This is a genomic window from Flavobacterium sp. (assembly GCF_029242675.1).
GTDB lineage: Bacteria > Bacteroidota > Bacteroidia > Flavobacteriales > Flavobacteriaceae > Flavobacterium.
In genome coordinates, this window is the sequence record NZ_JAQWTM010000197.1 from 1 (window position 1) to 11,826 (window position 11,826).

The following is an 11,826-nucleotide window of genomic DNA, read 5'->3' on the forward strand; positions in this document are numbered from 1 at the left end:
GAAATTATTGATGTATTGTCGAAAAGCGTTTTTAAGCATGGGGAAATTTCTAATGAGTTACAAAGGTAAAAAACTTTGTGTCTTGGTTACTTTGTCTCTTTGTTACTTTTAAACTATTTTTGCTAAAATCTAAATCATGAAAAAAATACTTTCTGTAATCCTTTTGTGCATCGCTACGATTGGACAAGCCCAAGAAAAATTTGATAGTAAAGCAGTACAAGAATTCCAAAATAAAATCAACGCAGAGTACGCCAACCCCAAGGAAAGCCCATTGATGGCAGCCGATTTGGCTAAATTTAAGAGCTTAGAGTTTTTTCCCATTAATGAAAATGCTTTCGTCGTTGCTCAGTTTACAAGAACTAAAAAAGAGAAACCTTTCAAGATGAAAACATCTACATCTAGAACGCCTGCTTATATAAAATATGGAGAGCTAACGTTTACTTTGGAAGGAAAGAAGCTTAAACTAAACGTGTATCGAGACATAGAGCTGTCTAAAAAACCGCAGTACAAAGACGATCTTTTTTTACCTTTCTCTGACCTAACGTCAGGAAAAGAGAGCTACATCGGTGGAAGGTATATCGATTTAAAAATTCCAGAAGGAAATACAATTATAGTAGACTTTAATACTGCCTACAATCCGTATTGTGCGTACAATTATAAGTACTCTTGTCCTTTGGTTCCTCTTGAAAATGATTTAGATATTGAAATTAAAGCAGGTGTAAAGAAATTTCATTAGTCATGGACTATTTTAATTTACATACGCATCAGTTTACAAACCAAACGACCATTTTAGAACTGGTCAATCAATATCCGTGGGAGTTTGATTGTGCTTGTACTGCATATTCAATTGGAATTCATCCATGGTACATTGAAACCGATAGAATTGCAAGTGATTTAAAGACTATTGAGGAGAAAATAATACTCGATTCTTGCCTTGCCATAGGCGAATGTGGACTCGATAAGCGAATAGAAATTCCATTAGACCTGCAAACAAAGGTTTTTGAGCAACAGCTAATGTTGGCCCAAAAGTACAATAAGCCCGTCATCATTCATTGCGTGGCGGCTTTTCAAGAACTAATCGAAATTAAAAACAAATTAAATAGCACGGTTCCCATTGTAATTCACGGTTTTTCTAAAAATGTACAGTTGGCAACACAGCTGCTAAACAATGGATTTTACCTGTCGTTTGGAAAGTATCTTATGAGAAATCCCGAATTAGAGTCGGTATTTACAGCTGTGCCAAACGACCGATTTTTTTTAGAAACCGATACATCTGAGCAAACGATTCAAGAAGTATATGCTTTGGCAGCAAAATACAAGAACATTTCAATAGCAGAATTACAAGCAATTATTGCGACGAATTTTAATGCTGTATTCAAAAATAAATTAACATAAGAAAAAGGGAAGCGCATCGTTTCAATTTTTAAACTATAAAAAAGTACAATGGCAGAGTGGACAGAAAGAGCAGAACTATTATTTAAAAAAGAAGGTCTGGATAAATTACAAAAAGCAAATGTATTAGTCGTAGGCCTTGGAGGCGTAGGATCCTTTGCAGCTGAATTTTTGGCAAGAGCAGGAGTAGGAACTATGACTATAGTTGATGGGGACGTGGTAGATATTACCAATATTAATAGGCAACTACCCGCTTTACATTCTACCGTTGGGCAACCAAAGGTAACCATAGTAGGTGATCGATTAATGGATATCAATCCCGAATTAAAACTGACGCGTATACAAGAGTTTTTATCTCCAGAGCGTGCGCTAGCGACCGTAACGGCCGACTATGATTATGTATTGGATTGTATTGACAGCATTACCCCAAAACTGAATTTGATCATCGCAGCAAAGCGAAAAAGAGTGAAAATCATCTCAAGTATGGGAGCGGGTGGAAAAATGGAAGCCGCCAAAGTAAAAGTAGCGGATATTAATAGTACTGAGAATTGTTTTCTCGCAAAAACCATTCGTAAAAGACTTAAAGAACACAAAATTGATAAACTGAAGGTGGTTTTCTCATCAGAAATACAAGACGAAAGCAGTTTAAAAATGACGGATGGCTCTAATTTTAAACGATCGTTTTATGGTACAAACAGTTATATGCCGGGATTATTTGGGTTGTATGCTGCCGAAACAGTGATTCGATATTTACTTAAAAAAGAGTAAAGAGCCTATTTAATTAGTAAAAGAGGAGCTATCTTTAAAAAAGCATTCAGTTCTCAAAAAAGCATACTTACTTATGATACAAACAGTAATATTTGATATGGATGGTGTAATTGTTGACACCGAACCGGTTCACCGTTATGCCTATTTTCAACATTTTAAAGAACTGAACATTGAAGTTTCGGAGGAGTTATATACCTCTTTCACCGGTTTTTCTACCAGAAATGTGTTTCAAAAAGTAAAAGAAATATTTGGTTTAGATCATGAAGTAGAAGACTTGATTAAGCGAAAGCGTACTATATTTAATGATGCCTTTGACACTAAAAAGGATTTAGATTTATTGGATGGCGTTAGGCAGCTTATTGTCGATTTACACCAAAACGGAATACAGTTGATCTTGGCTTCATCTGCTTCGAAAGTTACAATCGATCGTGTTTTTAATCGCTTTGGACTAAATCCTTATTTTACACACAAGGTGAGCGGCGAAGATTTTCCGCAATCCAAGCCGCATCCTGCAATTTTTGAATTTGCTGCTAGTTTATCTTTGGCACCTAAAGAAAAATGCATTGTTATTGAAGACAGTACAAATGGTGTTAAAGCTGCTAAAGCCGCCGGTATTTTTTGTGTTGGTTATAATAGCATCCATTCGGAAGCGCAAGATTTATCTGCGGCAGATACTATTATTGATCATTTTACCGAATTAAATTTTGAAGTAGTCCGTCAATTAGATTCCAAATTAAGTAATAATTAACAAATTAACATTTCTGAATTTGTAATTTTGGAAAAACATAAATTAAAATAGATATAGTATGAAAAAGATTCTTATTGCTTTAGCAGTTATTATAACCCAATTTACGCTGCAAGCACAAGTAAAAACCCCACAAGCGAGTCCTAAAGCAGTGATTAACCAAGTTGTAGGTTTGACAGATGTTGAAGTTGTTTACTCAAGACCATCTGCTAGAGGAAGAGCTGTTTTTGGAAATTTAGTTCCGTTTGGACAATTATGGAGAACCGGTGCTAACGAAAACACTACTATTTCTTTTAGTGATGACGTTATGATCGACGGGAAAACATTAAAAAAAGGAAAATATGCCTTGTATACTATTCCAAGTATCCAAAGTTGGGAAGTTATATTTTATACAACAACGGATAACTGGGGAAATCCAGCAGAATTTAAAGAAGCTAATATTGCATTGAAAACTACTGTAAAGGAAGAAGCTTTGCCTAAGGCTGTAGATACTTTTACAATTGGGTTTGGAGCACTAACCAACAACTCTGCTAATTTAGAAATCTCATGGGAAAACTCATTTGCCGCTATAAAATTTGAAGTGCCTACGCAAAAAAACACTATTGCAAGTATCGAAAAAGTGCTGGCAGGTCCAACGGCAGGGGATTATTTTAGTTCAGCTCAGTATTTTTTACAAGCAAATGGTGATATAAACAAAGCAAGAACGTACATTGATAAAGCCCTTGATATGAGTACGGTTAAGCCATTTTATTACTTGCGTTTGAAATCTTTAATTCAAGCAAAACAAGGTGATAAAAAAGGAGCTTTGGAAACCGCTAAGCTTTCATTAGCGGCATCTGAAGCCGCAGGAAATCAAGATTATGTAAAAATGAATAAAGACAGTATCTCTGAATGGAGTAAATAAAAACTTCTTTTTTTAGCATAAAAAAAACACCAGCATTGCTGGTGTTTTTTGTTTATATGAATTTGCTGTTTTTATGCAGGTATTTGTTGGCTCAAGCAATGTAAGGTTCCAAATCCCCATATAAGGTCAATAGCACTGATTCCTATGATTTCTCTATCAGGAAAACACGCTGCTAAGATATTAAGTGCTACGCGGTCATTAGGATCGTTAAATGTAGGCATCAAAACACAGTTATTCAAAATTAAAAAGTTGGCATAACTAGCAGGTAAACGCAAATCTTCAAAATCCAATCGCTTTGGCATTGGTAATGCCACAATAACGGGTGATTTTCCGTTTTCTAATTTTGCATTTTGCAATCGTTTTAAGTTGTCCTGTAGTGGAGCGTAGTTGCTGTCCTCAGGATTTGTTTCCACAATAGTAACAATGGTATCTTCATTTATAAAACGACATAAATCATCAATATGACCATGCGTATCGTCACCAGCAATTCCATCACCCAACCAGATTACATTGGTAATTCCTAGGTATTCTTTAAAAACGGCTTCATAATCTGCTTTAGTAAATCCTTCATTTCGAACTTGAATAGTAGGATGCATTAAACATTCTTCGGATGTTAGTAAAGTTCCTCTGCCGTTTACATCAATAGCGCCACCCTCGACAATTACGGGTTTACCTTTGTACATGACTTGGGTCATTGGCATGTTCAATTCTGCAGCTATACGAGCAGGAATATGCTTGTCTAATTGATAGTTTTTATATTTGGCCCAGCCATTAAAATTAAAATTGAGTGCTTCTCTTGCTGTTCCATTATAAACCACTATCGGTCCTGAATCACGCATCCAGCTTCTGTTTGTTTTTTGAATAATAAACGAAACTTTTGCAAGATCAACTCGAGCTCTTTCTAGCATCTCCGTTACTTTGTATTGTAACTTTTGGTCAGCAACTACCAGAAAAACCATCTCGTATTGACTTACTTTTTTGATGAATTCAACAAAAGCCCATTGAATAGCTTCATATTTTCCAGGCCAATCGTTACCATTGTGCGGAAAGCAAAGTAAAATTCCTTGTTGTTTTTCCCATTCAGCAGGAAACCTTCTTTTATTTTCAATCATCATTAGTCAATTGCTCTTTTAGTAATATCTCCAAAAGCATCAATACGTCTGTCTCTAAAGAAAGGCCAATTTTGACGCACATTTTCTTGTAAATCCAAGTCAACTTCGGCAATTAATATCTCTTCTTTGTCGTGTGAGGCTTGCGCCAAAATTTCTCCTTGTGGTCCAGCTATGAATGAAGCACCCCAAAATTCAATTCCGTCTGTATCTGGTAAGTATTTTTCAAGTCCTATACGGTTTGCAGCAGCAACGTAAACACCATTTGCTACAGCATGACCTTTCATAACGTTCATCCATGCACCGTATTGATTCACGCCGTATTGCTCTTTCTCACCTGGATGCCATCCAATAGCAGTTGGGTAAAATAACACCTCGGCACCTTTCAAAGCAGTCAAACGAGCAGCTTCAGGATACCATTGGTCCCAGCAAATTAAAGTTCCAATTTTTCCTTTTTGAGTTGGTATTGTTTTAAAGCCTAAATCACCTGGTGTGAAATAGAATTTTTCATAAAAATAAGGATCATCTGGAATGTGCATTTTTCGGTACAATCCAGCTTCCGATCCATCAGTATCGATAATGTAAGCACTGTTATGGTAAATCCCTGCCATTCTTTTTTCGAAGAAAGGAACAATGATGACCACGCCTAATTCTTTAGCCAAAGCGCTAAATGCAATAAATGAAGTGCTGTATAATGGTTCCGCTAAAGCAAAATTATCAACATCTTCACTTTGACAAAAATAATGACTGCTGTACAATTCTGGAAGTGAGATTACCTCGGCACCTTGACTAGCGGCATCACGAACCCAACTAATACATTTTTTCAAGTTGTTTTCGGCGATATCATTAAGATTCAACTGAATAACGGCAATTTTATATTTTTTATTTGGCATGATATATTGTTTAGGGTGCAAAAATAGTGAATTTCGCAAAGTTTTAAAAGTGAAGTCTTCGTTAATCCTCGAAAGGATTTAGTTTGGGACCTAATAAATAGTAATTACTCTTAATTTATGTTGAATAGTATAGCAGTCTAAAAGCATTATTTTATTTTAAAATCTTTAATTATCGCTTGAATACCATTAGCATAAGTGGTGGTTTTAAAACCGGGAAATCGCTTTTTAAATTTACTAGAATCAAAAATGTTATCGATAGCATACCGTGGAAGCAGCTCCTGTGTTTCTCTCAGATTTTTGTCGAAGTAAGAAGCTAGTTTAAGTACAAAACGAGATAAAACGCTATAGTTGACTTTCCTATCTAGTTGTTTTTCAATTTCAGCTAAGAATTGTTTGTAGGTTAACCGATTGTCATCACAAGGTAAATGCCAAGTTTGACCGTAAGCATCGGCTGTATTTCCTATCAGTGCCATGGCTTTACTGGCATCATGAGTGTAGATTAAAGTCCGTACTACATCATCTTTTAAAAACACTTTTGGATTTTTACCATTTTTTAAATTTTCGAAAATCATGGCATTGGTAAATCCTTTCGTTTTTCCAGGACCATAAAATTCAGGAGCACGACAAATTACCGCCTCAATTTCTTTATTAGCAATAGCGTTCAATAGTAGTTCAGCAGCCAAACGTTTACCTGTACCTTTCTTTCCTTGGGATGACATGGACGTCTCCTCGGTTTGAATACTTTCATCTTGAGGGTAAGCGTAGGTATTGTCAAAATAGACCAATTTGCAATTGTTGTTTTTGCAGGCTTCAATTACATTTTTCATTACTACCACCCAATCCCGAAGCCAAACGGTCGAGTCGTAGGCAAGACCAACGGTCAAGTAGGCTATCGAACTCCCTTTTAATGCTAAGTTCACTTGGCTTGGATCAAGTAAGTCAGCTTTAAACAATAGATCATCAGCATTTATTTTTTCAGGATTCCGACCCACTACTTTAATTTTATCAGCGTAGTTTTTACGAAGTTCTCGAGCTAATTCTTCGCCAATTATTCCGTTTGCGCCTAGTATTGTTTGCATATTGATGTTTTGATAAATAAGATGGTTGTCAAAATTAAAGAAAATATTGAAATACTTACTGTAATCAACCGCGTTTATAGTTTGTACCAATATACTAATAAGCAGATGTAATGTAGTTTTAAATTTTAAATCTATAAAAAGTACTTACTTTTGTTACTAAGAATCAATCAAAAAGAAAGATATGAAAAGTATAGTAAAAGCAGCGGTTATGGCTGTAGTGATTATGGCAAGCAGCACGGCTATTTTCGCACAAACTAAGGACAAAAAAGCAGCTGCTATTGTCCAAGAAATGTTGACCGCAATGGGTGGGATGAAGAACTATAATGCTACGCATTTTATCCAGTGGGATTTTGTAAACAGAAAACTTTCTTGGGATAAATGGACCGGAGATGTTAGAGTAGAGAATCCTTCAGCCAACCAAGTAGTATTGGTAAATATCAATACGATGAAAGGAAAGGTATACGAGAGTGGCGTGCAACTAATGGATGAAAAGAAAGTAAATGCACTGCTAGAAAAAGGAAAAAAATGGTGGATTAATGATGCGTACTGGCTCGTTATGCCATGGAAACTACAAGACCCCGGAGTAACGTTATCATTCGTTAAAACCGATAATTTGCCTAATGGTAAAACAGCAGATGTATTGCAATTGACTTTTGATGGAGTAGGAGTAACGCCAGAGAACAAATATTGGGTATACGTAGGTCAAGAATCTCATTTAGTAGAGCAGTGGGCTTATTACCAAAATTTTAATGATGCAGAGCCAAAGTTTTTAAAACCTTGGAACAACTATCAAAAAATGGGTTCTATCTTGTTATCATTTGATAGACCAAATGAAAATGTTAGTCCTAAAAATGTGATCGTAAAAGATTCCTTAGATAGTGCGCTATTTACTACTTTGTAGGTGAGTTAAATCTTTGCAATACAAAACAGCCCAATCAAGGGCTGTTTTTTTATTTTCAATCATTTTTTTTAATTGATGAGGGGGCATAGAAAAATATTTTTTTGAGGAATAGTGTTCTTTACTTTAGCAGATTAATAAAGGGCTTAATTTCTCTTTTTAGCTTACAATTGTACTGCGGCCAAGCCATACAGTCGCAATGTTAAATTAATAGTAATAGAGATTTAACAAAGAAATTTTCTCGGTATATTTGAGTAAAGAACTTTTTTAATTTTTAAAAAGCGAAACTAAATTGATTATTTAACAAAAAAAACAAATACCATGACGATACATTTTGAAACCATAGAAAAGGAAGCAATCGAGACTTTAAAATTTCCTCACACTGAGGTTCTAGAAGATGATAGTGCGATAAATCAGAGAAAAAATGAACTGGAACGCGCGTTGGCTCTCGGTAATTTAGAACATTCTAAAATTCAGATCTTCTTTGAAGATGATTTATCTCAAAAAATGGTCGAAACAACAGTTTGGGCTTTAACTGATGAAAGTGTTGTTTTGAAAAAAGGAGTAGGAATACCGATTAACAGAATTTTAAAAATAGCTTAAATAAGAACAAATAAAAAAAAACGGATTGAAATGATTATTTCAATCCGATTTTTTTTTAAAACAACTGTTTTATCTCTTGTAATACATTACAATACTTGCCTTAGCAATAGTTTGATTCCAAAGATTAAAACCTACAATTGCTGGGTTAATCGTATCAGTTAATCCTAATGTATCGGTTTTTAAAGCAAAAACGGTGATAATATATTCATGGTAACCATGACCTTCCGGTGGACATGGACCTCCAAAACCCTTCATCCCGTAATCAGTAGTGCTTTGTATCGCTCCTTTTGGTGCCAACTTCAAAGATACATTTCCGGCGTTTTGAACAAGCTCGTTAACATTAGCCGGAATATCAAACACTACCCAATGCCAAAATCCACTTCCCGTAGGAGCATCAGGATCGTACATGGTGACAGCGAAGCTTTTAGTGCCTTCGGGTGCATTAGCCCAACTTAATTGTGGTGAAGCGTTTTCTCCTGAACAACCAAAACCGTTAAATTCTTGCATTTTTGTGGCTTGACCACCAATGCTTTTACTACTTAAAGTAAATGTTTTTTGAGCGAATATTGTAGTCGTGAACAAGAATGCAATCGCTACAGCTAAGTTAATTTTTTTCATTTTATTGCTATTTAATTTTTAGCAAAATTAGACTAGAAATAACAATCAAAGAAGGGGCATTTGTTCAAAAACTATTGCTGTAAGTTCAGTTTTTACGATCTTGTTTTGGTGTCGTACCATATTTAGCTTTATATGCTTGAATAAAGCTCGAAAGGTTTTCATATCCCACTTCAAGGTAAATTTCAGTAGAAATTTTTCGTTCATTATGGAGCAAGTATTGGGCATGCTCTAATCTTTTGTTTTGAAACCACTTGATAGGTGACTCGCCATAACATTTCTCAAATTCCCTTTTAAAAGTAGATATGCTCATATTACATAAAAAAGCGAGTTCATGAATAGTTAATTTACTTAGAAGATTGTTTTCGACTGTTTGAATCATTTTTTGCGTACTATTCTTGCTATTGGATAAAAGTGAATATATAAATGCAGGACCGTGTACTTCTGTGAGATAGATAATGATTTCTTCTAGCTTTACTTCTAATAATTTAGACTGAATACTTTCAGCTAATTTGGAAACAACTACTAAACTACTCACAAACTGATGAATAAATTCGTCGTATTGAAACCCATAAACAGATTGAATTTGGGGTGGTTTTACAGATTGAATTGCGGTTTTTCTAATAATTTTCAATAGTGTTTCATTCGAAAAAAAGAGTAAAACACTGCGGTAGTTTTCAATATCAGATAATTTCTCCGTCATCAAACAATGACCTGCCTTCATTAATAAAAAATGAGAGTTCGTGATTGATAGGGCAGTGTTGTCAAAATAAACTTCTTTACTACCGTCCATCAAAAAACTAAACGTATTTTGGTTGAGAATAATTTGTTGCTTGTTGATTTCTAATGAACTTCGATAATCATATAGTTGAGTTAAATCAGTCCTCTCAAAAGGAAGCTCGTCTGGTAATGCAATTGTTCTCATTCTAAATTAATTTTAACAAAAGTACTAATCCCTATTTGATTTTATACTTTTCAATTTAAAATAGTATTAAATAGGATTTTCGATGAATAACACCGAATTAATTCTTTAGTTTTACCACCAAACGATAAAAAATTGACTGTATAATCCGTGGTGGTTTTGCCAGCATAGTGGCGCTTGCTTTTCTTCTATAGTCTTAGAAACATATTGTTCTACAGTATTAAATTCTTGCCATTTATCATTTTCATTTGGCTCCATTCCCCATTCTGTTTTCTTGGGTAAGTAATACTTTTTCCCGCTAGAATGCTGCTTTTTAAATGTTTCAAAGTTGAGGTAGTACCCTTTTATTCCTTTTGTGTAAGCTACATTTATTTTGAAGTCGTAATCAAAAGGCAAATACAATGCTGTTAAAAAACAAACTACTTGGTTTATGTGAGCTGTTGAAAGTGGTTCCAGAGTTTCTCTTGTAAATTTATCAAATAGCAAAGGAAGCTGTTTTGTTTTTAGTTTTTTTAGTTTCTCGTGCAAGGAATCATTTCGATTGGGACCAATCCAATTAAATAGAGCATCGGATGAAATGGTTGGATCGTAAAGGTAAAATTTATAAGCTAGTTCTAAATGATAAATTTGATTGGTACTTTTTTCTTGGATAATGAAATCAAGCTCGCCTATTGTTTTTTTTCATCAATGATTTGAATATTGTCAAATAGCAACTCATAATTACTAGCTTTTTTTATGAGTTCAGCAACAATTTTCTCTACTAAATGTCCTAAACGTAGATTGGTTGGCAATGGAAAATCAAGATATTGAGGTAGTTGTAATAGCGTCAAATCAAAAACAGGAATTCCCGTAAGCTCGTAGCCTAAAGGGGTAGCTTGGAGTACAGACGCTATTCTTGATTTTGTATTCATCAATTAGAAGAAAAATAGTTGAGATATTGTTAGGATGGACAGAACTAAGAGTTAGTCCTCCTTGGAATCCGTAAGCTTATACAAGTTTTCTATTTTTGGGTATAATTTAATAGCGGTAGCATGGTCAGCTTTGGAACCTTTTAGGTCACCAAGACGAGATTTAACATTTCCTCTCATGTAATAGGCCATTGCATCAGTACCATCCATCGCAATTACTTTAGAGTAATCAGCAATAGCACCTTTATAGTCCTTCATTTTGTTTTTGAGTTTACCTCTGTTCACGTAGGCATCCTTGAAATCAGGATCTAATTGTATCGCTTTGCTATAATCGGCAATCGCTGCAGTATTATCATTTAAATTCATTCTAGTATATCCTCTAATATAGTATGCAAATGGATTTTTTGGTTCCAAATTAATTACCCTGTTGTAATCGGATAAAGCCCCTTTATAATCATTTAGTTTTGCTCTTGCGCTACCTCTAGTTGCATAGTAATTAGTAGTTTTTGCGTCTAAAGTAATCGCCTTGGTATAGTCGGCTATAGCACCTTTGTAATCGGCTAATTTAAATTTGGAAAAACCCCTGAAAGCATAATTTTCAGCATTTTTAGTATTTATTGCAATTGCTTTATCGTAGGCTAAAATTGCGCTACGATACTCTTCTAGTTCAATTTTTGCGTAGCCTTGATCTGCGTATTTCTTTGCAGTTTGACTGTGTCCATTTATAAAAAGCATAGTGTTAATGAAAAGAAGGAAAATGCGTTTGCTGCTCATAGCTTGTAGTTAATTAAGAGTTGGGTTTACATTAAATTAGTAAAAAGATAAAGATAGTAAGAAATAACTTTATTTATCAGTATTTTTTCATTAAGATTATGGTACTTGAATTAATTTTTTTAAGAGCAATAAATGCAGCTGATCTATTTTTAGTTAGTTCGGGATACTTTATTTGTATACAAATCCATTTGTAATTTATTTAGTTTGTTCTAAGAG

At 34.6% G+C, this 11,826-nt stretch carries 15 protein-coding genes; 7 read left to right on the forward strand and 8 right to left on the reverse strand.

Annotation, left to right across the window (positions count from 1 at the left end; translation table 11 throughout):
- The first annotated feature begins 136 nt into the window (after positions 1–136).
- The 5 genes from P8M54_RS07565 to P8M54_RS07585 all read left to right on the forward strand — a co-directional run bounded on the left by P8M54_RS07565 (position 137) and on the right by P8M54_RS07585 (position 3,809).
- Positions 137–736: a DUF1684 domain-containing protein gene (locus tag P8M54_RS07565; RefSeq protein WP_300286838.1), complete on the forward strand. Its 600-nt coding sequence runs from the start codon at positions 137–139 to the stop codon at positions 734–736.
- 2 nt (positions 737–738) lie between these two features.
- Positions 739–1,395: a TatD family hydrolase gene (locus P8M54_RS07570; RefSeq protein WP_300286839.1), complete on the forward strand. Its 657-nt coding sequence runs from the start codon at positions 739–741 to the stop codon at positions 1,393–1,395.
- A gap of 48 nt (positions 1,396–1,443) precedes the next feature.
- The gene (locus P8M54_RS07575) at positions 1,444–2,160 is read left to right on the forward strand and encodes a tRNA threonylcarbamoyladenosine dehydratase (RefSeq protein WP_300286841.1); all 717 of its coding nucleotides are present in this window, start codon (positions 1,444–1,446) and stop codon (positions 2,158–2,160) included.
- A gap of 73 nt (positions 2,161–2,233) precedes the next feature.
- Positions 2,234–2,908: an HAD family hydrolase gene (locus P8M54_RS07580; RefSeq protein WP_300286843.1), complete on the forward strand. Its 675-nt coding sequence runs from the start codon at positions 2,234–2,236 to the stop codon at positions 2,906–2,908.
- A 58-nt stretch (positions 2,909–2,966) separates the two neighbouring features.
- On the forward strand, positions 2,967–3,809 hold the full coding sequence (locus P8M54_RS07585) for a DUF2911 domain-containing protein (RefSeq protein ID WP_300286845.1): 843 nt from the start codon (positions 2,967–2,969) through the stop codon (positions 3,807–3,809).
- 71 nt (positions 3,810–3,880) lie between these two features.
- Here P8M54_RS07585 and P8M54_RS07590 read toward each other — a convergent pair whose 3' ends face one another.
- The 3 genes from P8M54_RS07590 to P8M54_RS07600 all read right to left on the reverse strand — a co-directional run bounded on the left by P8M54_RS07590 (position 3,881) and on the right by P8M54_RS07600 (position 6,890).
- On the reverse strand, positions 3,881–4,921 hold the full coding sequence (locus P8M54_RS07590; RefSeq protein WP_300286861.1) for an agmatine/peptidylarginine deiminase: 1,041 nt from the start codon (positions 4,919–4,921) through the stop codon (positions 3,881–3,883).
- Between the two features lie 2 nt (positions 4,922–4,923).
- Positions 4,924–5,811 carry a carbon-nitrogen hydrolase gene (locus P8M54_RS07595; RefSeq protein WP_300286846.1) on the reverse strand — a complete coding sequence of 296 codons (888 nt, stop codon included), beginning with the start codon at positions 5,809–5,811 and terminating at the stop codon, positions 4,924–4,926.
- Between the two features lie 146 nt (positions 5,812–5,957).
- Entirely contained in the window at positions 5,958–6,890 is a 933-nt protein-coding gene (locus tag P8M54_RS07600; protein ID WP_300286847.1) for an NAD-dependent epimerase/dehydratase family protein, read from the reverse strand.
- 181 nt (positions 6,891–7,071) lie between these two features.
- Here P8M54_RS07600 and P8M54_RS07605 point away from each other — a divergent pair, with 181 nt between their 5' ends.
- Both P8M54_RS07605 and P8M54_RS07610 read left to right on the forward strand, forming a co-directional pair.
- Positions 7,072–7,791: a hypothetical protein gene (locus tag P8M54_RS07605; protein WP_300286848.1), complete on the forward strand. Its 720-nt coding sequence runs from the start codon at positions 7,072–7,074 to the stop codon at positions 7,789–7,791.
- A 318-nt stretch (positions 7,792–8,109) separates the two neighbouring features.
- Positions 8,110–8,391, forward strand: a complete 282-nt coding sequence (locus P8M54_RS07610; protein ID WP_300286849.1) for a hypothetical protein — start codon at positions 8,110–8,112, stop codon at positions 8,389–8,391.
- Between the two features lie 69 nt (positions 8,392–8,460).
- Here P8M54_RS07610 and P8M54_RS07615 read toward each other — a convergent pair whose 3' ends face one another.
- From P8M54_RS07615 to P8M54_RS07635, 5 genes are all read right to left on the reverse strand, one after another.
- Positions 8,461–9,009 carry a YbhB/YbcL family Raf kinase inhibitor-like protein gene (locus P8M54_RS07615; protein ID WP_300286850.1) on the reverse strand — a complete coding sequence of 183 codons (549 nt, stop codon included), beginning with the start codon at positions 9,007–9,009 and terminating at the stop codon, positions 8,461–8,463.
- Positions 9,010–9,094: 85 nt separating this feature from the next.
- The gene (locus P8M54_RS07620) at positions 9,095–9,931 is read right to left on the reverse strand and encodes an AraC family transcriptional regulator (RefSeq protein WP_300286851.1); all 837 of its coding nucleotides are present in this window, start codon (positions 9,929–9,931) and stop codon (positions 9,095–9,097) included.
- Between the two features lie 111 nt (positions 9,932–10,042).
- Complete coding sequence (locus tag P8M54_RS07625; protein WP_366525135.1) at positions 10,043–10,600, reverse strand: DUF1853 family protein; 558 nt, start codon at positions 10,598–10,600, stop codon at positions 10,043–10,045.
- Positions 10,597–10,839: a hypothetical protein gene (locus P8M54_RS07630; RefSeq protein WP_300286852.1), complete on the reverse strand. Its 243-nt coding sequence runs from the start codon at positions 10,837–10,839 to the stop codon at positions 10,597–10,599. Before P8M54_RS07630 ends, P8M54_RS07625 begins: the two co-directional genes overlap by 4 nt.
- A 51-nt stretch (positions 10,840–10,890) precedes the next feature.
- Positions 10,891–11,610: a tetratricopeptide repeat protein gene (locus P8M54_RS07635; protein WP_300286853.1), complete on the reverse strand. Its 720-nt coding sequence runs from the start codon at positions 11,608–11,610 to the stop codon at positions 10,891–10,893.
- Between the last annotated feature and the right edge of the window lie 216 nt (positions 11,611–11,826).